Below are 20,258 nucleotides of genomic sequence, written 5' to 3' on the forward strand. Positions count from 1 at the left end.
CGTCAGGCCGCCGAGGAGCGACCGGGGCGCCGACGCTCCAGCATCCCGATCCAGCTTTCTGCCCGGCGGAGCCGCGAATCGAGGGTAGCCATAGTCCGGGCCCGATCCTCGCTTTCATCTTTCAGCCAGACGCGCAGGGTGGCGAGATAGATTGCGGCAAGCCCTTCGACGCGAATCGCGCCGCGCACACCCGCGGCGGAGATGCCCGCCGCCTCCAGCATGCAGGCCATCGAGCGCATGAACTGGCCCAGGCTGGCCAGGGCCATCAGCGGATCGCGGCGGGTTCCGTTCAGAATCGCCCGCACCGCCTCCCGGTGCGGCTCCATTGCGTCGAGCCGGCGCATCACCACGTCGAACAGCCGGTCGCGCGCCGACCCCTCCGGCGTCTCTGCGTCGGTCGCCGACAGGACCTGCCGATCGAGCTCCTGCGAGAAGGCCTCGAGGATCGCCGTCTTTGACGGATAGAGGGCATAAAGCTGGGATAGCGGTACCTTCGCCGCCCCTGCGATATCCGACAGGGAGATCGCGCGCCAGCCGCGCTCCGCCGCGAGCTCGAAGGCGCGGTCGAGGATGTGCTTGGGAAGATCCGCTTTCTTGACCATACTCGTCTCCTGCTTCGCCGCTCGCTCCGGCCTAGAGAACGATCCACTGATCAGGTTGAGGCATCCTGATCAGTGGATCGTTCTCTAACTCATATGATTTGAGCCTGATCCGATCACATCGTTTCGATGCGATCGGATCAGGCTCTAACCCTCGAAACGGAATAGATAACAGATATAAGCCCGGATCTCTCGAATGGTACCGCCTTTCGCCGGGCGCGATCAGGAGGAGATACGGAATGACCGATAGCTTGCTCGTTCGCGGCCGCTGGGTGATCGCCGGCCCAGGCCCGGCCGATCCCGTTCTGTCTGACGGGGCGGTCCTGGTGGCAGGCGACCGGATTCGCGAGGTCGGCGACTGGCGCGGGCTGCGGGAGCGCCACCCCGGCGCCACGGTCCTGGGGTCCGACTCGGTCGCCGTCCTGCCGGGGCTGATCAACGCCCATCACCACAGCGCCGGCGTGACGGCCCTCCAGCACGGCGTGCCGGATCGGCTCCTGGAGCTTTGGCTACTCTCGCTCGATTCGCGACGCCCGACCGACATCTATCTCGACACATTGCTGAGCGCGGCGCGTCTTCTGCGATCCGGCGTGACCACGGTTGTGGACGTCCACGGCGGCGGTGGAACCGCCGACGACTATGCCGATGCCATGCGCCGGGCCCTGGCGGCCTATGACGAGGCCGGCCTCCGCGTCGCGTTCGCCGCCGGAATCAGCGACCAGAGCCATCTCGTCTGGGGGCCGCGCGGCGAGGAGGAGCGGTTCCTCGCCTCCCTGCCGGCGGAGCTGCGCGCCTATGCAGAGCAGCAACTGCCGCCCCCGAACGCGATCGACCAGGACGAATATTTCGCCGTAATGGAGACGTTCTGGAAAACCTATCGGGCACATCCGCGGATCGACCTCTGGTTCGCCCCGCCCGGCCCGCAATGGGTGTCGGACGGCTTCATGCAGCGCATCGCGCAACAGGCCGAGACCTACGACACCGGGATTCAGACCCATCTTACCGAATCCCTGTACGAGAAGCTCTACGGCCCGAAGTTCCTGGGCCGGCCAACCCTCCTCCATCTACGCAACCTGGGGGTGCTGAGCCCCCGCTTCTCGATCGCGCACGGCGTCTGGCTGACGGAGCCCGAGATCGAGGTGCTGTCCGAGAGCGGTGCGGCGATCAGCCACAATCCCGGCTCCAACCTGCGCCTGCGCGCCGGCATTGCGCCGCTCAACGCATTGTTGGCGTCCGGAAGCACGGTCGCGCTCGGCATGGACGGCACGACGCTCGACGACGACGAGGACATGTTCGCGGAGATGCGCCTCGCGCTCCGCCTGCACCGGACGCCGCAGATGAAGACGGCTGCGCCGCAGCCGACGGACCTGTTCGCCATGGCGACGACGGGCGGCGCCAAGCTGCTGCGCAAGGAAGGACTGCTCGGCAGGCTGGCGCCCGACCATGCCGCGGACATCCTGCTGCTCGACCTCGAGCGGCTGACATGGCCCTGGGTCGCGCCAGAGACCGACCCGCGCGACCTCATCCTGCTGCGCGCTCGGGCCAGCGACGTGCGGACCGTCCTGGTCGGCGGCGAGGTCATGCTTCAGGACGGCCGACCGACCCGGTTCGACGCAGAGGCCGCCGGCCGCGAATTGGCGGCCCAGCTGACGGTGGCGCCTTATCCGGCGGAGGCGGCGAAACGGGTGGAGGCGCTGCTTCCCTATATCGAGGCGCACTACGCGGCCTGGGAGATCCCGGAGCTTCTGCCCTATATCCGCTACAATTCGCGGCGGTAAACCGCTAGCGAATGGCGATCACCGTCCCGCCGGTCAAGGAGACAAGGTCGGCCGGAGTCAGCCGGAACACCGCATAGGGTGTTCCGGCGGCGGCCCAGATCTCATCGAACTGCCGCAGATCCTCGTCGATGAAGGTGACCGGCGACTCGCGATGGCCGACCGGCGGCACGCCGCCGATCGCGAAACCGGTCTTCGCCCGGACGAAGTCGGCATCGGCCCGCTCCAGTTTCTCGCCCAGCACCGCCGCGACCGTCTTCTCATTGACTCGATTGGCGCCGCTGGCGATCACCAGCACCGGCCGGCCCGAGGACGCGGCGCGGAAGATCAAGGATTTCGCGATCTGCGCGACGGCGCAGCCGATCGCCGCAGCCGCCTCGGCCGCGGTTCGGGTCGTCTCCGCGAACTCCACCACCTGAACATCATGGCCAAAGGCGCGCAGGGCCTGCCGCACCCGGTCGGCGCTGGCACGCAGCGGCGGTTCCGCCATGGTCGAGCCTTCAATCCGCGAGTTCGCGCGACCGTCGGGTCGCCGCGGCGATCGCCTTGGTGAAGAGGACCTGCATGCCATCCGGCGCCATCAGGATACTCAGCGCTTCGATCGTTGTGCCGCCGGGGCTGGTCACGTTCTGGCGCAAGATGGATACCGGATCGTCGGAGCGACACGCCAGCTCGCCGGCGCCGGCGACCGTGCTGCGGGCGAGCCGCATCGCGAGATCCGGCGGCAGGCCGGCTTGGACGCCGGCCTCCGCCAGGCACTCGATCATCAGGAACACATAGGCGGGGCCGCCGCCGCTGACCGCCGTCACCGCATCGAGCAGCGCCTCCGCCTCGACCCAAGCGACCTCGCCGACCGCGCTCAGCAGCGTACTGCAGGCGTCCCTCTGCGCGGCGGTGACGGCGCCGTTCGCCGAGAGGGCCGTAATACCGCGACCAACCGCGGCCGGAGTGTTCGGCATCGCCCGGACGATCGGCGTTCCCGCGCCGAAATGCCGCTCGAAATAGGCGATCGTCTTGCCCGCCGCGACCGAGAGGAACACCGTCTCCGGCCGCGCGAACCGGGCATAGGCGGGCAGGACTCCGCCCATCATCTGGGGCTTCACGGCCAGAACAACGACCGCCGGCCATAGGTCCGCCGGCACCGCCGCCGCATCGGGCAGAATGCGGAGCCCGGCGGATGCAAGATCGCCGAGCGCCGCGGGATTGGGTTCGACGACGGCGATGTCGGACGGCGGCAGGCCACGGTCGAGCCAGCCGCGCAGCATCGCACCGCCCATCTTGCCGCTGCCGACAAGCAGCAGCGGCCCGCTTAGATTCATCGACGTTTAGGCCTCTCCGACCGTTTCGAACATTGCGGCGGCCACCGCCTCCTCGGCCGTGCGGCCGCCCCAGACGACATATTGAAACGCCGGGAAGAACCGCTCGCATTCGCCGAGTGCGATATCCACCAGATCCTCCAGCTGCTCGACGCTCGCGCCGGTGACGCCGCGCAGCAGGATCGTATGCCGGAACATGGGCACCAGCTCATCCGAGCACAAATCGAAATGACCGAGCCATAGCTTCTCGTTGATGAGCGCGAGCAGCTCCGAAACCGCAGGACGCTTCTGCGACGGGACCCGAAGGTCAAAGAGGCAGGAGAAGTACATCGCGCTGAGGTCTTCCTGCCAGACGAAGAACAGGCGGTACTCGCACCAGCGCCCCGAAATCTCGACGACCATCTCTTCGTCGGTCGTGCGGTCGAACCGCCACTCATTGGCGTTCACCAGCTCTTCGAGAATGTCCAGGGGGTTGGTCTGGGGCGAGGACTGCTCAACCGTGAGTGTGGTCATGATCGCGCCCTCCAGTCGTGAGCCAGCGGACCGAAGCCCGCCTCGCGGGAGTCTCGTCCCGCGATATGTTGTAGGCACCGCCGGGGCAATGCCCACGAAATGTAGCGTGCCAAAACGGTACGCTCAACGCAACCAATGTTTCCAGGTCTTCGTTAAGAATGCGTTTTGAGTTTTCCGATCAGTCGGATTTTACCGCGAGCGCCTTCTCCAGCTCGGCCAGCCGCGCCGCAAGCGCCTCCTGCTCGGTGCGGGCCTGCGCGGCCATCGCCTTCACCGCGTCGAACTCGTCGCGGGTCACCAGATCCATGCCGGCGAGAATCCGCTCGAGCTGTTCGCGCAAGCGGCCTTCGACCTCTTGCCGCACACCGGCGAAGCTGCCTGCGGCGCCTGCGGCGACGCGCGCCAGATCATCGAAAAAGCGGTTGTTCGTCTGCATCGTCTGCCGGTCCTTCCGAGGCGTTGGAGCAATCGTTCGCTGATATGGCACCAGCGTTCCTTCTGTGCAACCGCACAGACACCCGGCGCCCGCCTTGCAGGCTTCTGCGACGGCCACTATAAGGGCTTGATGTTCATCTCGAGCGTTTCGTGATCATCCTGTCAGGCGCCGCGACGCCGCCTCTTCGCCGGCCATGATGTTCGCCATTCCCTTTCCGAGCATCGACCCGGTGCTGATCGAGATCGGCCCATTCGCGATCCGCTGGTATGCGCTCGCCTATATCGCCGGCATCGTTCTCGGCTGGCGCTATTGCCTCTATCTCGCGGCGCGGCCGCCGCGGATCGTGACACGGGCGCAGTTCGGCGACTTCGTCGTCTGGGCCGTGCTGGGCGTCATTCTCGGCGGGCGCCTCGGCTATGTGCTGTTCTACAAGCCGCTGCACTATCTCTACAACCCGCTGGAGATCGTGATGGTCTGGCAGGGCGGCATGTCGTTTCACGGCGGCATGCTGGGCGTGATCCTGGCGATGATCCTGTTCACCCGCCAGCGCCGCCTGCCGTTCTTCGCGCTGGCCGACATCGTCGCCTGCGCGACGCCGATCGGTCTGTTCTTCGGCCGTCTCGCAAACTTCATCAATCAGGAGCTCTACGGCCGGCCGACGGATGTGCCCTGGGCGGTGGTGTTCCCGGCCGGCGGCCCGCTGCCGCGCCATCCGAGCCAGCTCTATGAGGCGGCGCTCGAAGGCGTCGTCCTGTTCGTCGTGCTGTTCGCCCTCGCCCGCTTCACGGAAGCGCGGTGGCGGCTGGGCGTGCTGAGCGGCGTCTTCCTCGTCGGCTACAGCTTGTCGCGCATCATCGTCGAGCTGTTCCGCGAGCCCGACGCCCATCTCGGCTATCTGATCGGCGGCACGACCATGGGACAGTGGCTTTCGGTGCCGATGCTGCTGGTCGGCCTCGTCTTCATCCTCCGCGCGCGGCGCGTCCAGGTCCAATGACGCCACCAGGGACAACGCTGGCCGAGCGGCTGACGCGACGCATCCGCCTGACCGGACCGATGACGGTGGCGGACTATATGCGCGAGGCGCTGGCCGATCCGGAGCAGGGCTATTATCGGCGCGATGACCCGCTCGGCGTCGCCGGCGACTTCACGACGGCGCCCGAGATCAGCCAAATGTTCGGCGAGATGATCGGCCTGTGGTGCGTCGACGTCTGGTCGCGGATGGGCGCGCCGAGCCCGGTGCGGCTGGTCGAGCTGGGGCCGGGCCGCGGCACGCTGATGGCCGACGCCCTGCGCGCGGCGCGGCTGCGGCCGGAGTTCGGCGCCGCGGTCGACCTGCATCTGGTCGAGATCAGCGAGACTCTCCGCGCCCGCCAGGCCGAGACGCTGCGCGGGGCGCCGCTGGGCACCGCGCCGACTTGGCATGACGACTTCGCCACGGTGCCGAACGGGCCGCTGCTGCTGATCGCCAACGAATTCTTCGATGCCCTGCCGGTGCATCAGTTCGAGCGCACGCCCGAAGGCTGGCACGAACGCGTGGTCGCGACTGACCCCGAAGGCGACCGGCGGTTCCGGTTCGCACTGGCACCGCCGGGGCCGGCGATCGGCCTGCTGGGGCCGGACCTGCTGGAACCGGGACGGCAGGCGGCGCCGGTGGGCAGCGTGGCCGAAGTCTCGCCCGCCGGAATCGCGCTGGCCGAGGCGATCGGCCGCCGGCTGGCGACCTTCGGCGGGGCGGCGCTGATCGTCGATTACGGCTATGGCGCCGGCGTGATGGGCGACAGCCTGCAAGCGCTGCGCCGGCATCGCCGCCACGATCCACTCGTCGAGCCGGGCTGCGCCGACATCACCGCCCATGTCGACTTCGCGGCGCTGGGCCGCGCCGCCCGCAGTGTGGGCGCGGTGGTCCGCGGGCCAGTGCCGCAGGGGCCGTTCCTCGACCGGCTGGGCCTGCGGCTGCGCGCCGCGACGCTGCTCGACCGGGCGACGCCCGAGCAGGCCCGCGACATTCACGCGGCGGTCGAACGCTTGCTTGAGCCGACGCAAATGGGCACCCTGTTCAAGGCGCTGGCGATCACCAGCGCCGGCTTGCCGATTCCCGCCGGGTTCGAAACGCCCGGGACCGCAACATCACCCTGAAGAGCAGATGCTGGATGAGTTCTCCCCGATGATCACCGCGGGTGCCCTGAACGAGCTTGCCGGCGTGCGCCACGCCTTCCTGACCCGCGCCGGCGGAGTCAGCGAAGGGATCTACGCCTCGCTGAACTGCGGCTATGGCGCGAAGGACGATCCGGACCGGGTGACGGAGAACCGCGCCCGGGCGCTGGCCTGCGCCGGTCTTCCCGCCGGCTCGCTGGTCACTGCCTATCAGGTCCACAGCGCCCGGGTGGTGCGGGTCGACCGACCTTGGCCGCGCGAGGAGGCACCGGAGGTCGATGCGATGGTGACCGACCGACCGGGAGTCACGCTCGGCATCCTGACCGCCGACTGCGCCCCGGTGCTGTTCGCCGACGCCGAGGCCGGCGTGATCGGCGCCGCCCATGCGGGCTGGCGCGGCGCGCAGGGCGGGGTGCTGGATGCGACGGTGGCGGCGATGGTCGAGCTCGGCGCGGAGCGCGCACGGATCCATGCCGGCATCGGCCCCTGCATCGCCCAGCGGTCCTATGAGGTCGGGCCGGAGTTCCCGAAGCCGTTCCTGGCCGACGACCCGGCGAACGGCGCCTTCTTCTGCCCCTCCCGACGCGAGGGGCATTTCATGTTCGACCTGCCCGGCTATGTCGCCGCCAGACTCGCCGCGGCCGATGTGCGACGCGTCTGCCGGCTGCCCCACGACACCTGCGCCGAGGCGGAGCGGTTCTTCAGCTATCGACGGGCGACCCTGCGGGGCGAGCCCGATTACGGCCGGGGGCTTTCATTGATCGGTCTCGTCGAGGAGGACAGTTAGAGATGGCCCTTCATTTCAGCAACGAGGAACTGGCCGAGCGCCGCGCCCGCGCGGTCCGGCTTATGGAGAAGCGCGGGCTGCACGGCCTGCTGATCTTCCGTCAGGAGAGCATGTACTACCTGACGGGCTACGACACCTTCGGCTATGTCTTCTTTCAGTGCCTCTATCTCGGCGCCGACGGGCGGATGACGCTGCTGACGCGGGCGCCGGACCTGCGGCAGGCGGAGCATACCTCGGTGATCGACGACATCCGGATCTGGCGCGACGCGCCGGACGCGGAGCCGACCCGCGACCTGATGGCGATCCTCGACGAGCATGGCTGCCGCGGCAAGAAGCTGGGCGTCGAGCTCGAGGCCTACGGCCTGACCGCGCGCAACGGCCTTCGGCTGATGGTGACGCTCGACGGGTTCTGCACCTTGATGGACGCATCCGACCTGGTCAGCCGCCTGCGGGTGATCAAGAGCCCGGCCGAGATCGCCTATGTCCGCAAGGCCGCCGAGCTGGCCGACGCCGCGCTCGACGAGGCGAACCGGCTGGCCGGGCCGGGCATGTTCGAGGGCGACATCATCGCGGCGATGCAGGGCGCCGTGTTCCGCGGCGGCGGCGACGACCCTAGCAACGAATACATCATCGGCTCCGGCCGCGACGCCCTGCTCTGCCGCTATTTCACCGGCCGGCGACATCTCGACCCGCAGGACCAGCTCACCATCGAGTTCGCCGGGGTCTATCGGCACTATCACTCCTGCCTGATGCGGACGCTGTGCATCGGCAAGGCGCCGGAGCGGCAGGTCGAGATGCACAAGGCGGCGGTCGACGCGCTCGAGGCCTGCAAGGAGGCGCTGAAGCCGGGCCGGCCGATCGGCGAGGTGTTCGACGCCCATGCTCGCGTGCTCGACGACGCCGGCTATCACGCGCACCGGATGAACGCGACCGGCTACAGCCTCGGCGCCACCTTCGCGCCGAACTGGATGGACTGGCCGATGTTCTATGCCGGCAATCCGGAACCGGCGGCGCCGGGAATGGTGTTCTTCATCCACATCATCATCTTCGACAGCGACGCCGGCCTGGCGATGACGACCGGACAGACCGTGCTGGTCGGCGAGACCGGCGCCGAGACGCTGTCGCAGCGGCCGCTGGATCTCGTAGTGAAGTGAGGCGCGGCGGCGCGCCGGCCTGAGGCCCCGTCATGCCGCATCTGATCATCTTCCTGGCGCTCTGCCTGCTCGGCCTCATGGTGAGCTGCGTTCTGGTGTAGGGAGGCGGCGCGGGGTCTTCGCAAATGGGGGGTCGCTTTCCTCCGCGTTCCGGCGGACAATGGATCGGCCTATCAGGGCCAGGGGTGTGCGACGTTCAGGGAGAACGAGACGATGTCGTCGCATCAAATGCGCGAAGACGCGGCCCCCCGCCCATCTCTCTTCATCACGGCAAGCGGCACGGCCCTGCTGCTGAGCCTGGGTCTCGCGCTCGGCTCAGCGGCCGCGGCCGAGCAGGACAAGCAGGCCCTGATCGAGGAGGCGTTGAGCGCCGCCCCGCCGCAGGTCGCGGAGACGGCGAAGATCATGGATTGGGACGGTACGGTCCTGAAGGAGGGCAGCGAGGACTTCACCTGCCTGCCGACGCCGCCGCCTGCCCGGAGCAGGGGCGTCGCCCCCATGTGCCTGGACGCGGCGTGGATGGCCTGGCTCGACGCCTATAAGGAAAAGAGGGAGGACTACCGGCCGAGCGAGGCCGGAGTCGCCTACATGCTGGCGGGCGATGCGGGCGCGAGCAACATCGACCCCTTCGCCACGGGGCAGACGCCCGACAATGAGTGGGTGGTCGAGGGCCCCCACATCATGCTCCTGCTGCCGGATCCGGCCCAGCTGGACGCCCTCTCGGCCGACGCGCACGGCGCCCCCGGCCCGTATGTGATGTGGAAGGGCACGCCCTACGCGCATGTCATGGTCCCGACGGCGGAGCGGCCCGCGCCGGAAACGGCGGAGCAGCAGTAGCGCGCCGCAGCACGGCCATGCCGGCCATGCTGGACTGACGGAGACGGGGCGCAGGCCGGCCGCCTGCTCGCGCTCTACGCGAAACAGGTGGAAACCCTGAACCGCAACCGCGGCAAGGGGCAGCAGAAGGTGACGGTGGAGCATGTGCGGGTGGAGTCCGGCGGGCAGGCGATCGTCGGCACGGTGAGCCGGGAGCAGCCGTGAGCGGGAGACTGGGACGGTGTGCGCGTCAGCCCCGACGGCGACCGGGCCGATGCATGCGAGCCCGCGCTGCGGCGCGCGGACGCGGGGCGGTTTGCCCTGCCGGGCGCCGGCGGTAAGGGGCAAGCGGCGCTGCAGGATGCATGGGGGCGCCGAGAGCTCCGGGGCGCCGAGACACAGTCAGAACGCGCTGAGGCACGGGTTTACGACGGTTGAGGCAAAGGAAGAGCGGCGGGAGATTCGCGAGATGATCTGGGCGAGCCGGAAGATGTTGGAGGAGATGGGGTGAGCAGCCGCCTCACTCACGCCAATGACAGATCTGGCCTGGGGCTACTGTTCAACGCACCTCGAAGATATCGGAACCGTGCGGTGCTCTAATCAGTAGGCGCGAGGAGGTCAGCCCAGTGTGCCTACCTTATACTTGAACACCGACGGTAAACTTGGGGTAGAGAATTCTGTCAGCTACGGCTTCCGGCAGGGCTTAGGAGTGAGAAAGGCCGTTAAGCGAGCAAGGAATTTTCGGTGCGAATACCGTTGGGCACCAAAATCCCACATTGCATCGTTCTTCAATCAGTTTGTGCAATGGAATTGTAACCGGCACACTGGACCGGACGGTTCAGTGTAATTTTGCAGAAAGAGAATGACGGCAAGAATGCTGACGGCGACCACTGCGGCAGAGGCCCCGCGAAGCGGCAAGGCTCCCCAGATTCTGTCGGCGGCGCGAGAGGTCTTCACGGAGCGGGGATATGGCGCCGCCAGCATGGACGCGATCGCCCGCGCGGCCGGCGTTTCCAAGGCGACGCTCTATGCCTATTTCTCCGGCAAGGAGGCGCTGTTCGCCGCGATCATCAGCGGCGAGTGCGGCCGCTTCGGGCCGACGCTCTGCGGCGCCGAGGACGAGCCGCGCGACGTTCGGGCGGACCTGCTGCGGATCGGCGGCACCTTCGCCGAGCTGCTGCTGTCACCCTCGACGCTGGCGATCTATCGCGTGGTCATAGCCGAGGCGCCCCGCTTTCCGGAGCTTGGCCGCATCTTCTATGAGTCGGGCCCGAATGCCGCACTGACGCGGCTGGCCAATTATCTCCAGGCGGCCACGGAGCGCGGGTTGATCGCCGTGCCGGAGCCGCGGCTGGCGGCCGAACAGCTTGTCGGCATGATCCGCGGCGCAAGCCATCTGCGCCAGCTTCTGAACGTTCGAAGCAAGGCCGATCCCGATCCGACGCGCTTCGTCGAAGGGGCCGTCGATGTCTTCCTGCGGGCCTATGCCCCGAACAGGGCCAAGGCCCAAGGCAGCGCAGCCCAAGGCGCGGCCCACGGCACTGCAGAACAGGCGGGCGATGCCCCCAAAGCCGGCGCGGAAACTCCGGCTTTGGGGAACATCGGGCCATGATCGGCGCGGCGGGTCGAATGCCACGCCGGCCGTCGTCGACAGAGCAAGGCTGACTTACCGGCGCGTCGTCCGCTTGCTGGTCGTCCGCTTGCTGGTCATCCGCTTGCGGGCGACGGACTTGCGGGCCGCCGCTGCCCGCTTGGCCACCGTCTTCCGGGCCGTGGTCTTCCGGGCGGTCGTCTTCCGGGCCGTGGTCTTCCGGACGGTCTTGCGCGCCGTGGTCTTGCGAGCCGTGGTCTTCCGGGCGGTCGCCTTCCGAGCCGTGGTCTTCCGGGCGGTCGCCTTCCGGGCCGTGGTCTTCCGGGCCGTGGTCTTGCGGGCCGTGGTCTTCCGGGCGGTCGTCTTCCGGACGGTCTTGCGCGCCGTGGTCTTGCGGGCAGCCGTCTTCCGCTTCGCAGTCTTTCTCGCAACGGGCTTGCGGGCGGCGACAGCCTTCCGCTTCGTTGCCGGCTTCTTCGCCGCCACCCGCTTCCGAGTCGTCGCAACCTTGCGGCGCGTCGGTTTCGCTTTGATAGCCATTCTTGACTCCTCAAGTAGTCATGCAAGCAGCGGCTAGTGATCGCCACTACAATTCCGCAAATAAGCAATTTACATTAAGATACAGTTACCAACTTCGACCATTTGTTTAAACAACGGGTTCCGGATTCCCGCTTCTTTCCCGAACAGCACATCACAAATTCGCGACGTAAAATATGAATGCTCCGTTAAAACGGTGGTCAAGCCGCAACTCGATCTAGAGTTTATCTGACCGTATACTAGCAACATGTAGGGGAATATTTGAGCGCGCCCGGAGCCGCCTTCCACGCCGATTCGCGACCACAGGCAGCGACTTCCGCGCTATAATTCGACTTGAACGATTTTGCAGATTTGCCTGTTTTTGCAAGTTGGCCCCATTTTGTAAGTCCACTTTGTAAGTCCACCTGGGGGCGCCGATCAGGGCACGCGTTCGGCAACGACAGGAGGCAGGAGATGACAGGCGGGATCGTCATTGCGCTCTACCGTCCGAAACCCGGACAATCCGGCGAGCTGGAGTCCATTCTCGCGCATCATGTGCCGAGCCTGCGTCGGGAAGGCCTGGCGACCAGCCGGCCCGTCCTCCTGCTCCGCTCGACCGTCGACGGCAGCTATCTAGAGATCTTCGAATGGATCGATCCGGAGGCCGCCGAGCGCGCGCATACCAACGAGCATGTCCGGGCCATTTGGGCGAGCATCACCGAGGTCGCCGATGTGCTGCGCCTGGCCGACCTGGCCGAAGCTGAGGATCGCTTTCCGCATTTCGAGGCCGTCGAGGAACTGGTTATATAGTGATTTCAGCGGCTTGACGAATAAGCAGCCCCGTCGCCGATCATCCGGCAAGCTGGTTTACAGGCCGGTGACAGCTTGATAAAGTCCGCCGCGACTTGCCCCGGAAACTTGCCCTGAACGAGGCGCCGCGGCAGCAGATTGGGACCCGCGCCTCGAGAGGGGTCATTGACATGAAAATTCTTACCGGCAACAGCAATCGGCCGCTGGCCGAAGCGATTTCGGCTTATCTGAACCTGCCGCTGACCCATGCCAGCGTGCGGCGCTTCTCCGACATGGAAGTCTTCGTGGAGATCCACGAGAACGTCCGCGGCGAGGACGTCTTCGTCGTCCAGTCGACCTCGTTCCCCGCGAACGACAACCTGATGGAGCTCCTGGTGACGCTGGACGCGCTGCGCCGAGGCTCGGCGCGGCGGACGACGGCGGTCATCCCCTATTTCGGCTATGCCCGACAGGATCGGAAATCCGGCCCCCGGACGCCGATCTCGGCGAAGCTGGTGGCCAATCTGATCACCGTGGCGGGCGCCGACCGGGTGCTGACCCTCGATTTGCATGCCGGCCAGATCCAGGGCTTCTTCGATATCCCGACCGACAATCTGTTCGCGGCCCCGGTCCTGACCCACGACATGGAGCAGCGCTTCGCCGGCAAGGACCTGACGATCGTATCGCCGGACGTCGGCGGCGTGGTCCGCGCCCGTGCCGTGGCGAAGCGCCTTGACGCCGACCTCGCGATCATCGATAAGCGCCGCGAACGCGCCGGCGTATCGGAAGTCATGAACATCATCGGCGAGGTTTCGGGGCGGACCTGCATCCTGGTCGACGATATCGTCGATTCCGCCGGCACGCTCTGCAATGCCGCGATCGCGCTCAAGGAAGCCGGCGCCGAATCGGTCAGCGCCTACGTCACCCACGGCGTGCTGTCCGGCGGCGCGGTGGCGCGCGTTTCGGCCTCGCCCATCGAGTCGCTGGTGATCACCGACAGCATCATGGCGACCGAGGCGGTGCGCGTCTCGCAGACGGTGCGGCAACTGACCATCGCGCCTTTGATCGCCGAAGCGGTCAAGCGCATCAGCGAGGAACGCTCGGTCTCGAGCCTGTTCGACTGAGCCGTTCGGCGCGACCTAATTGTTAGGCTGATTTACTGGGCGCCGGCACCCCTGGAGGCCGGCGCGAGACCGAAGGACGGAAAAGGAGAGAAAGATGTCCGAAGTCCACAACCTCACCGCAGAGCGGAGAGACCGGGCCGGAAAGGGGGCCGCCCGTTCGACCCGTCGCGCGGGACGCACGCCCGCCGTGATCTACGGCAACAAGCAGGAGCCGGTTCTGATCTCGGTCGAGCCGCGCGTGCTGGAGCGCGAGATCCATAGGTCCGGCTTCTTCACCACCCTGTTCGACGTGCAGCTCGACGGCCAGCGCCATCGGGTGCTGCCGCGCGACGTGCAGTTCGACCCCGTCACCGACATCCCGATCCATGTCGACTTCCTGCGCGTCAGCGCCGACACCCAGGTGCATGTCGAGGTGCCGGTTCTGTTCACGAACGAGGAGCTGTCGCCGGGCCTGAAGCGGGGCGGCGTGCTGAACGTCGTGCGGCACGAGATCGAGATGATTTGCGCCGCCGACAGCATCCCCGGCTCGGTCACCATCGACCTGGCAGGGCTCGACATCGGCGACAGCGTCCATATCAGCTCGATCACGCTGCCGGCCGGCGTGGCTCCGGCGATCACCGACCGCGACTTCACCATTGTGACGATCGCGCCGCCGAACGTTGCGGTGGCCGAGGCGGAGCCAGCGGAGACGGAGGAGGAAGCGGCCACCAGCGGCGCGGCGGCGACGCCCGAGAAGGGCTAGACCGGGCTTCCGGTCGACGCCATGCGGCTGCTCGTCGGGCTGGGCAACCCCGGTCCGCGCCATGCCGGGGATCGGCACAATATCGGGTTCATGGCGGTGGACGAGATCGTCCGCCGCCATGGCTTCGGGTCGGCGCGGGCGCGCTTCCACGGCCTCACCTGCGAGGGGGAGATCGGCGGCGAGAAGGTGATCGCCCTCAAGCCCGAGACCTATATGAACGACTCCGGCCGGGCGGTCGGCGCCGCGGCCCAGTTCTATAAGCTGGCGCCCGAGCAAGTCATCGTCGTCTATGACGAGATTGACCTCCGGCCCGGCAAGGTCCGCGTCAAGCGCGGCGGCGGCGCCGGAGGCCATAACGGCATCCGCAGCATCGACGCGCATCTCGGCCCGGACTATTGGCGCATCCGCCTGGGCGTCGGCCACCCCGGGATTCCGGAGCTGGTCCGCCACTATGTGCTGCAGAGCTTCACCAAGGAAGAGCGGCCGATGGTGGCGAAGCTGACCGAGGCGGTCTCCGAGGCTTTCCCCTTGCTGGTTGCCGGCGACGGGAACGGCTTCATGAACAAGGTGACGGTGCTGACCAACCCGCCGAAGCCAAAGGCAACAGGAAAATCCGAACCACAGAGGCACGGAGACACAGAGGATTGAATTTCTTCTCTGTGTCTCCGTGCCTCTGTGGTTCCACACTCTTGGCTCCAACGCGAGGCTGAATGGGCTTCAATTGCGGTATCGTCGGGCTGCCGAACGTCGGCAAGTCGACGCTCTTCAACGCGCTGACCTCCACCGCGGCGGCGGAGGCGGCGAACTATCCCTTCTGCACGATCGAGCCGAATGTCGGCCGGGTGGCTGTGCCCGACCCGCGGCTCGACCGGATCGCGGCGATCGGCAAGTCGGCGAAGATCATCCCGACGCAGCTCGAGTTCGTCGACATCGCCGGCCTGGTGCGCGGGGCGAGTAAGGGCGAAGGGTTGGGCAATCAGTTCCTCGCCAACATCCGCGAGGTGGATGCGATCGTCCATGTGCTGCGCTGCTTCGCGGGCGAGGTGACGCATGTCGAGGGCTCGGTCGACCCGCTGCGCGACGCGGAGATCGTCGAGACCGAGCTGATGCTGGCCGACCTCGACAGCCTCGAGCGCCGGATCGACGCGGCGACCAAGCGCGCCCGCGGCGGCGACAAGGAATCGAAGCTGCTGCTCGAGGTGATGGAGCCCGCCGCGGCGAGCTTGCGCGAGGGCCGGCCGGCCCGGACCGTCACCGTCCCCGAGGATCGGCAGCCGCTGTTCCGGCAGCTTCAGCTAATGACGGGCAAGCCGGTGCTCTATGTCTGCAATGTCGAGGAGGACGCGGCGGCGGAGGGCAACGCCCTATCGGCCAAGGTCGCCGAGTGGGCCGCCGCGGAAGGCGCCGCCTCCGTGGTCATTTCCGCGGCGATCGAGGCCGAGGTGGCGACCTTGACCGATCCCGCGGAGAAGCGCGAGTTCCTGGAGAGCCTCGGGCTCGAGGAGCCGGGCCTCGCCCGCGTGATCCGCGCCGGCTATGGGCTGCTCGACCTGATCACCTTCTTCACCGTCGGGCCGAAGGAGGCGCGCGCCTGGACCGTGCGGCGCGGCGCGAAGGCGCCGGAAGCCGCCGGCGTGATCCATACCGACTTCGAGCGCGGCTTCATCCGCGCCGAAACGATCGCCTATGACGACTTCATCGCCTGTAACGGCGAGCAGGGCGCCAAGGAAGCGGGCAAGATGCGCGCGGAAGGGAAGGAGTACGTCGTCCGCGACGGCGACATCTTCCACTTCCGCTTCAACGTGTAACCCGTCCTTACCCCGTCGAAAGGTGTGGCAGGCGCCGGCGCCAGAGGATCAGCGCCGCCGGCAGGAGCCCGGCGAGGAGGAGCGCCAGCGTCGACGGCTCCGGGACGCCCTGCGCGGCAAGCTGCGGCTCGCCATACAGGAAATCATCCATCACGACGAGGTCGATATCGTTGGCGGGGTCGTCGTTCGTCGCCGCGCCAAGCGGCGTCGTGCCGCTGGTGATCCGGACGCGCGAGAGAATCGCGCCTTCCGTGAAGGAGACGCCGAGGAACGATAGGCTTCCGTCAGCGACGGTTCCCTCCTCGACGAACAGGCTTTCCAGCAGCCCGCCATTCTGGTCGAAGAACTGCATCAGCGTACTGTCGGCGAGATCCACATCGGTGAACACGGCGCCGAATCCGCTGGATAGGGCCCGCGTGTCCGTCCCGGGAATGAAGAACAGGACGTCCGTCCTGGTGCTGTCCAGCGGGGTGAAGAGGCGCGGCGAGCTGAAAGTGCTGAAGATGCCCGGATAGGTCGGGTTGATATCGCCGAACTCGGGCGCAGGCTGGCCGCTGATCTCAAAGCCCGATCCCGACGTGGTGAAGACGCCGCCGCGCGTCACCGGAGCAGTGTTGAACGTCTCCATGGGCGTCGGGAACTGGGTGGCCGGGGCGGCGTCTCCGCCGCCGTCCCAGTTGATCTCGCGGCGACCGTCGGCGAGCGGCCCCAAGGCATTCCCGTTATTGGGAATGCCGAGATCGGCCCGGAACTGATTCACGGTCCCCTCGATCGACACCGGGTCTGCCGATCCACCGACCGACCGAATGATGGGAGCGGCGAAAGCCGTTGCCGGCGCGATGATCACAAGCGCCACGGCAGCCGCCAAGATCCGAGTATCACGCATCCGACCCTCCTACGCTGAATGCAGGGGCTGATCGTCACGTGGGTAGGAGCAAGACGGCTGTTGAGGACAGTCGGCTTTCCCGCCCTCGATGCCTCGCTTCTATGAGTGCAGCATCTTCTATATCACGGGGTTTGAGCTATAGCGGTGGCAAGGAAATGATAACAGGTCGGATGGAATGACGCCCGCTCAGCAGGGACGGAATTCGAGGAGCGCGCCGGTCGCCACCTCGGGCAGCACGACAAGGCGGTTCGCGGATTGGGCAGCTGGGACGCCGCGCTGCCTCAGGCATTCCGCGGCATGGCCGATATCGGCGACCTCAATGGTCATGGCCGCCATCCAGGGCGTCGGCGGTTCGGCGGCCGGGCGGGCGTCAGGATAGAACCGTGCCAGCCCCTCGGGCGTCACGAAGCGGACCCGCCCCTGCCCCGTCTCGATCTCGGCGGCGCCGTCCGTAATCCAGAGAGCCTCCGGGCCGAACATGGGCGCATAGCCCAGCACCGTCTCGCCCGGCCGATCGACGACCACGGTCACTTCAGCCAGACGTGTCGCCCCATTGGCATGGGCCAGCCAGGCGGGGCGTCGGACGACCTCCGGCGTCAGATGATGGCAGATGAAGGCCGAGAGGCCCGGTGTCTCCGCCGGCGGCAGGAAGACCAGCTTGAAGGCCGGCAACGCCTCGCCTTCCGGCAGTTCCAGAATGCGCTTCAGGTCCTTCGGCCCGTCCGGATGCAGCCCGGCGGCAGTGAGCCGGCGATACGTCTCCGCACCGTCGTCGCTGGCGAAGGCGAGGCCGAGCAGCCCTTCACGCCGCTCGAGGAAGCGATCGAGATTGTTGGTGAACTGGCTGGGATCGACGATGCCGAGCAGCTCGATATAGCCCTGCTCCAGCATGATGCAGTAGTTCGCCGTACCCCAGCCGATATGGCGCCCGCGCGGACTGACTGTGAAGCCGAGGCGCTGCCATGCGATGCACGCGGCCTCGAGATCGCGCGCACCTACCAAGGTGTGGTCGATCCCGACGATCCCCCCGTCTTCGGGTTGAGACGCGCCTCCCGGCCCAGTTATCCCATCTTTGTCACCCGCCCCTCGATCATGCCACAGACTCGCATGAGCGCCGCGAGGGATCAAGACTCCCGCGGGGTTGCGTGCAAGACCATCAAACGAGCGGGGCAAACGAGAAGGGCCGCCACCATTCCGGCGACGGCCCTCAATCTCAGTACTGCGCAGCGCCTCAGTGGACGTGCTGCCAGACCTTCCGCTTGGTGGCGTAGAGCAGGCCGGTCAGGACGATCAGGAACAGGATCGTCTTCACGCCCGTCCGCTTCCGCTCCTCGAGCTTCGGCTCCGCCGTCCAGGTCATGAAGGTGGAGACATCATGCGCCATCTGCTCGACCGTGGCGGTCGTGCCGTCGTCATACGCCACCACGCCCTCGCTGAGCGGCGGCGGCATGGCGATCTGATGGCCCGGGAAGGCGGTGTTGTAATACATGCCGGCGGGCAGTTCCATGTCGGCCGGTGGCTCGACATAGCCGACCAGCAGCGCGTAGAGATAGTCCGCGCCGCCCGCCCGCGCCTGCGCGATCAGCGACAGGTCGGGCGGCAGGGCGCCGCCGTTCGCAACACGCGCCGCCTGCTCGTTCGGGAAAGGTGAGACGAACCGGTCGGCCGGGATTCCCTCCCGCTCGAACATCTCGCCTTCGTCGTTCGGCCCATCGGTCACAATGGCCTGCGCGGCGATCGCCTTCACCTGATCCTCGGTGAACCCGATCGCCTCGAGATCGCGATAGGCGACGAGCGACAGGCCGTGACAGGCGGCGCAGACCTGCTGATAGACCTGATAGCCGCGCTGCAGCGACGCCCGGTCGAAGGTCCCGAACGCGCCGTCGAAAGACCAATCCTGCTCGGGTACCGTGACGCCTTCCACCGCGTTGGCGGCGTTCACCGAGAGCCCGAGCGCCGCCGCGGCGAGGGTTGCAAGAACAATGCGGCGCATCAGGCCTTCTCCATCGGCTTGGCACGGGCTCCCGCCGGCACGCCGCCGCCGCGGAGGACGGGCTGGCTGATGCTGGTCGGTCGCGGTCGCGGCGTTTCAAAGATGCTGAGCAACGGCAGCAGGAGCAGGAAATGAGCGAAGTAGTAGGCAGTCCCCAGCCGGGCGAGCACTACGTAGATTCCCTCGGGCGGCTTGGCACCGGCCCAGGTCAACAGAACGCAGTCGGCGACCAGCACCCAGAAGAACCACTTGTAGATCGGCCGGAACCGAGAGCTGCGCACCGGCGAGCGATCGAGCCAGGGCAGCAGGAACAGCACGAAGATCGCGCCGAACATCGCGAGCACGCCACCGAGCTTGTCCGGAATCGCCCGAAGGATCGCGTAGAACGGCAGGAAGTACCATTCCGGCACGATATGCGCCGGCGTTACCAGCGGGTTCGCAGGGATGTAGTTATCGGGATGCCCGAGATAGTTGGGCGCGAAGAACACGAAGCCCGCGAAGACGATCAGGAACACGGCCATGCCGAACATGTCCTTCACCGTGTAGTACGGGTGGAAGGGAATCGTGTCCTGCGGCCCCTTGGTGTCGATGCCGAGCGGGTTGTTCGAGCCGAAGCGGTGCAGCGCCACCAGATGCAGCACGACCACGCCGACGATCACGAACGGCAGCAGGTAATGCAGCGCATAGAAGCGGTTCAGCGTCGGATTGGCGACCGAGAAGCCGCCCCACAGCCAGGTGACGATGCTCTCGCCGACCAGCGGGATGGCGGAGAACAGGTTGGTGATGACGGTGGCGCCCCAGAAGCTCATCTGGCCCCAGGGCAGCACGTACCCCATGAAGGCGGTGGCCATCATCAGCAGCAGGATGACGACGCCCAGTATCCACAGAAGCTCGCGCGGTGCCTTGTAGGAGCCGTAATAGAGGCCGCGGAAGGTGTGAATGTAGACGACTATGAAGAACATCGACGCGCCGTTCATATGGATGTAGCGGATCAGCCAGCCATAGTTCACGTCACGCATGATCCGCTCGACGCTTTCGAAGGCATGATCGACATGCGCGGTGTAATGCATCGCCAGCACGATGCCGGTGATGATCATGATCACCAGCACCATCCCGGCCAGCGATCCGAAGTTCCACCAGTAGCTGAGATTCTTCGGCGTGGGATATTCGTTCAGCTCATGGTCCATGAAGCTGAAGATCGGCAGGCGATGGTCGATCCATCGCACCACGGGGCTCTTAAAGATCGGCGAACTCATCTG

Annotated in this window: 23 protein-coding genes; 13 read left to right on the forward strand and 10 right to left on the reverse strand. The window is 66.8% G+C overall.

All coding sequences use genetic code 11. The features are described 5' to 3' along the window. Positions 1-2: 2 nt before the first annotated feature. Positions 3-602 (reverse strand): TetR family transcriptional regulator, encoded by a 600-nt coding sequence (locus tag DT069_RS04935; RefSeq protein ID WP_119459160.1) that lies wholly within the window; start codon positions 600-602, stop codon positions 3-5. A gap of 236 nt (positions 603-838) precedes the next feature. Between DT069_RS04935 and DT069_RS04940 the strand changes: the two genes are divergently transcribed. Beyond that, a complete protein-coding gene (locus DT069_RS04940) occupies positions 839-2,377 on the forward strand; it encodes an amidohydrolase family protein (RefSeq protein WP_119459161.1) in 1,539 nt (512 codons plus the stop codon). Positions 2,378-2,381: 4 nt separating this feature from the next. Here DT069_RS04940 and DT069_RS04945 read toward each other — a convergent pair whose 3' ends face one another. From DT069_RS04945 to DT069_RS04960, 4 genes are all read right to left on the reverse strand, one after another. Next, a complete protein-coding gene (locus DT069_RS04945; protein ID WP_119459162.1) occupies positions 2,382-2,864 on the reverse strand; it encodes a YbaK/EbsC family protein in 483 nt (160 codons plus the stop codon). 10 nt (positions 2,865-2,874) lie between these two features. Continuing rightward, on the reverse strand, positions 2,875-3,693 hold the full coding sequence (gene proC / locus DT069_RS04950; protein WP_119459163.1) for a pyrroline-5-carboxylate reductase: 819 nt from the start codon (positions 3,691-3,693) through the stop codon (positions 2,875-2,877). A gap of 6 nt (positions 3,694-3,699) precedes the next feature. Continuing rightward, positions 3,700-4,203 carry a type III secretion system chaperone family protein gene (locus DT069_RS04955; protein WP_119459164.1) on the reverse strand — a complete coding sequence of 168 codons (504 nt, stop codon included), beginning with the start codon at positions 4,201-4,203 and terminating at the stop codon, positions 3,700-3,702. A gap of 178 nt (positions 4,204-4,381) precedes the next feature. Further along, positions 4,382-4,639: an accessory factor UbiK family protein gene (locus DT069_RS04960; RefSeq protein WP_119459165.1), complete on the reverse strand. Its 258-nt coding sequence runs from the start codon at positions 4,637-4,639 to the stop codon at positions 4,382-4,384. 193 nt (positions 4,640-4,832) lie between these two features. Here DT069_RS04960 and lgt point away from each other — a divergent pair, with 193 nt between their 5' ends. From lgt to DT069_RS04995, 7 genes are all read left to right on the forward strand, one after another. Then, complete coding sequence (gene lgt / locus DT069_RS04965; protein ID WP_119459166.1) at positions 4,833-5,633, forward strand: prolipoprotein diacylglyceryl transferase; 801 nt, start codon at positions 4,833-4,835, stop codon at positions 5,631-5,633. After that, positions 5,630-6,775: a class I SAM-dependent methyltransferase gene (locus DT069_RS04970; protein ID WP_119459167.1), complete on the forward strand. Its 1,146-nt coding sequence runs from the start codon at positions 5,630-5,632 to the stop codon at positions 6,773-6,775. The genes lgt and DT069_RS04970 overlap by 4 nt, the downstream gene beginning before the upstream one ends. 28 nt (positions 6,776-6,803) lie before the next feature. Next, positions 6,804-7,580 (forward strand): peptidoglycan editing factor PgeF, encoded by a 777-nt coding sequence (pgeF, locus tag DT069_RS04975; RefSeq protein WP_119459302.1) that lies wholly within the window; start codon positions 6,804-6,806, stop codon positions 7,578-7,580. Positions 7,581-7,582: 2 nt separating this feature from the next. After that, complete coding sequence (locus tag DT069_RS04980) at positions 7,583-8,734, forward strand: M24 family metallopeptidase (RefSeq protein ID WP_119459168.1); 1,152 nt, start codon at positions 7,583-7,585, stop codon at positions 8,732-8,734. Positions 8,735-8,947: 213 nt separating this feature from the next. Next, positions 8,948-9,571, forward strand: a complete 624-nt coding sequence (locus DT069_RS04985) for a hypothetical protein (RefSeq protein WP_425450010.1) — start codon at positions 8,948-8,950, stop codon at positions 9,569-9,571. Between the two features lie 253 nt (positions 9,572-9,824). Then, positions 9,825-10,061: an HGGxSTG domain-containing protein gene (locus DT069_RS24890; RefSeq protein ID WP_119459169.1), complete on the forward strand. Its 237-nt coding sequence runs from the start codon at positions 9,825-9,827 to the stop codon at positions 10,059-10,061. A gap of 351 nt (positions 10,062-10,412) precedes the next feature. After that, positions 10,413-11,162: a TetR/AcrR family transcriptional regulator gene (locus DT069_RS04995; RefSeq protein WP_119459170.1), complete on the forward strand. Its 750-nt coding sequence runs from the start codon at positions 10,413-10,415 to the stop codon at positions 11,160-11,162. 54 nt (positions 11,163-11,216) lie between these two features. Here DT069_RS04995 and DT069_RS05000 read toward each other — a convergent pair whose 3' ends face one another. Then, positions 11,217-11,681 (reverse strand): histone H1-like repetitive region-containing protein, encoded by a 465-nt coding sequence (locus DT069_RS05000; RefSeq protein WP_119459171.1) that lies wholly within the window; start codon positions 11,679-11,681, stop codon positions 11,217-11,219. Positions 11,682-12,131: 450 nt separating this feature from the next. On the opposite strand from DT069_RS05000, the gene DT069_RS05005 reads away from it, so the two are divergent. The 5 genes from DT069_RS05005 (at position 12,132) to ychF (ending at position 16,120) form a co-directional block, all read left to right on the forward strand. Continuing rightward, positions 12,132-12,467, forward strand: coding sequence for an antibiotic biosynthesis monooxygenase family protein (locus DT069_RS05005; protein WP_119459172.1), 336 nt, complete (start codon positions 12,132-12,134; stop codon positions 12,465-12,467). Positions 12,468-12,637: 170 nt separating this feature from the next. Continuing rightward, a complete protein-coding gene (locus DT069_RS05010) occupies positions 12,638-13,570 on the forward strand; it encodes a ribose-phosphate pyrophosphokinase (RefSeq protein WP_119459173.1) in 933 nt (310 codons plus the stop codon). Between the two features lie 94 nt (positions 13,571-13,664). After that, entirely contained in the window at positions 13,665-14,312 is a 648-nt protein-coding gene (locus DT069_RS05015) for a 50S ribosomal protein L25/general stress protein Ctc (protein WP_119459174.1), read from the forward strand. Positions 14,313-14,333: 21 nt separating this feature from the next. Continuing rightward, positions 14,334-14,960 carry an aminoacyl-tRNA hydrolase gene (gene pth, locus DT069_RS05020; protein WP_119459175.1) on the forward strand — a complete coding sequence of 209 codons (627 nt, stop codon included), beginning with the start codon at positions 14,334-14,336 and terminating at the stop codon, positions 14,958-14,960. A gap of 62 nt (positions 14,961-15,022) precedes the next feature. Next, positions 15,023-16,120, forward strand: coding sequence for a redox-regulated ATPase YchF (gene ychF, locus DT069_RS05025; protein ID WP_119459176.1), 1,098 nt, complete (start codon positions 15,023-15,025; stop codon positions 16,118-16,120). 7 nt (positions 16,121-16,127) lie between these two features. Here ychF and DT069_RS05030 read toward each other — a convergent pair whose 3' ends face one another. The 4 genes from DT069_RS05030 to DT069_RS05045 all read right to left on the reverse strand — a co-directional run bounded on the left by DT069_RS05030 (position 16,128) and on the right by DT069_RS05045 (position 20,255). Further along, on the reverse strand, positions 16,128-17,006 hold the full coding sequence (locus DT069_RS05030) for a PEP-CTERM sorting domain-containing protein (protein WP_119459177.1): 879 nt from the start codon (positions 17,004-17,006) through the stop codon (positions 16,128-16,130). Between the two features lie 186 nt (positions 17,007-17,192). Continuing rightward, positions 17,193-18,008 carry a VOC family protein gene (locus tag DT069_RS05035; RefSeq protein WP_162912985.1) on the reverse strand — a complete coding sequence of 272 codons (816 nt, stop codon included), beginning with the start codon at positions 18,006-18,008 and terminating at the stop codon, positions 17,193-17,195. Between the two features lie 229 nt (positions 18,009-18,237). After that, complete coding sequence (locus DT069_RS05040; protein ID WP_425450011.1) at positions 18,238-18,999, reverse strand: cytochrome c1; 762 nt, start codon at positions 18,997-18,999, stop codon at positions 18,238-18,240. After that, complete coding sequence (locus DT069_RS05045) at positions 18,999-20,255, reverse strand: cytochrome b (RefSeq protein ID WP_119459180.1); 1,257 nt, start codon at positions 20,253-20,255, stop codon at positions 18,999-19,001. Before DT069_RS05045 ends, DT069_RS05040 begins: the two co-directional genes overlap by 1 nt. Between the last annotated feature and the right edge of the window lie 3 nt (positions 20,256-20,258).

The sequence above is a fragment of the Virgifigura deserti genome (assembly GCA_003576685.1).
In the GTDB taxonomy this organism is placed as follows: domain Bacteria; phylum Pseudomonadota; class Alphaproteobacteria; order Dongiales; family Dongiaceae; genus Virgifigura; species Virgifigura deserti.

Excerpts from the sequence above, each read along its gene's own strand:
- DT069_RS04980 (WP_119459168.1), top strand. The coding sequence starts at position 7,583 with ATGGCCCTTCATTTCAGCAACGAGGAACTGGCCGAGCGCCGCGCCCGC.
- lgt (WP_119459166.1), top strand. The coding sequence starts at position 4,833 with ATGATGTTCGCCATTCCCTTTCCGAGCATCGACCCGGTGCTGATCGAG.
- DT069_RS04970 (WP_119459167.1), top strand. The coding sequence starts at position 5,630 with ATGACGCCACCAGGGACAACGCTGGCCGAGCGGCTGACGCGACGCATC.
- DT069_RS04985 (WP_425450010.1), top strand. The coding sequence starts at position 8,948 with ATGTCGTCGCATCAAATGCGCGAAGACGCGGCCCCCCGCCCATCTCTC.
- DT069_RS05010 (WP_119459173.1), top strand. The coding sequence starts at position 12,638 with ATGAAAATTCTTACCGGCAACAGCAATCGGCCGCTGGCCGAAGCGATT.
- DT069_RS05045 (WP_119459180.1), bottom strand. The coding sequence starts at position 20,255 with ATGAGTTCGCCGATCTTTAAGAGCCCCGTGGTGCGATGGATCGACCAT.
- proC (WP_119459163.1), bottom strand. The coding sequence starts at position 3,693 with ATGAATCTAAGCGGGCCGCTGCTGCTTGTCGGCAGCGGCAAGATGGGC.
- DT069_RS05005 (WP_119459172.1), top strand. The coding sequence starts at position 12,132 with ATGACAGGCGGGATCGTCATTGCGCTCTACCGTCCGAAACCCGGACAA.
- DT069_RS04960 (WP_119459165.1), bottom strand. The coding sequence starts at position 4,639 with ATGCAGACGAACAACCGCTTTTTCGATGATCTGGCGCGCGTCGCCGCA.
- DT069_RS24890 (WP_119459169.1), top strand. The coding sequence starts at position 9,825 with ATGCATGCGAGCCCGCGCTGCGGCGCGCGGACGCGGGGCGGTTTGCCC.
- DT069_RS04995 (WP_119459170.1), top strand. The coding sequence starts at position 10,413 with ATGACGGCAAGAATGCTGACGGCGACCACTGCGGCAGAGGCCCCGCGA.
- DT069_RS05040 (WP_425450011.1), bottom strand. The coding sequence starts at position 18,999 with ATGCGCCGCATTGTTCTTGCAACCCTCGCCGCGGCGGCGCTCGGGCTC.
- DT069_RS04955 (WP_119459164.1), bottom strand. The coding sequence starts at position 4,203 with ATGACCACACTCACGGTTGAGCAGTCCTCGCCCCAGACCAACCCCCTG.
- DT069_RS04945 (WP_119459162.1), bottom strand. The coding sequence starts at position 2,864 with ATGGCGGAACCGCCGCTGCGTGCCAGCGCCGACCGGGTGCGGCAGGCC.
- DT069_RS04940 (WP_119459161.1), top strand. The coding sequence starts at position 839 with ATGACCGATAGCTTGCTCGTTCGCGGCCGCTGGGTGATCGCCGGCCCA.
- DT069_RS05030 (WP_119459177.1), bottom strand. The coding sequence starts at position 17,006 with ATGCGTGATACTCGGATCTTGGCGGCTGCCGTGGCGCTTGTGATCATC.
- DT069_RS04935 (WP_119459160.1), bottom strand. The coding sequence starts at position 602 with ATGGTCAAGAAAGCGGATCTTCCCAAGCACATCCTCGACCGCGCCTTC.
- pth (WP_119459175.1), top strand. The coding sequence starts at position 14,334 with ATGCGGCTGCTCGTCGGGCTGGGCAACCCCGGTCCGCGCCATGCCGGG.
- ychF (WP_119459176.1), top strand. The coding sequence starts at position 15,023 with ATGGGCTTCAATTGCGGTATCGTCGGGCTGCCGAACGTCGGCAAGTCG.
- pgeF (WP_119459302.1), top strand. The coding sequence starts at position 6,804 with ATGATCACCGCGGGTGCCCTGAACGAGCTTGCCGGCGTGCGCCACGCC.
- DT069_RS05000 (WP_119459171.1), bottom strand. The coding sequence starts at position 11,681 with ATGGCTATCAAAGCGAAACCGACGCGCCGCAAGGTTGCGACGACTCGG.
- DT069_RS05015 (WP_119459174.1), top strand. The coding sequence starts at position 13,665 with ATGTCCGAAGTCCACAACCTCACCGCAGAGCGGAGAGACCGGGCCGGA.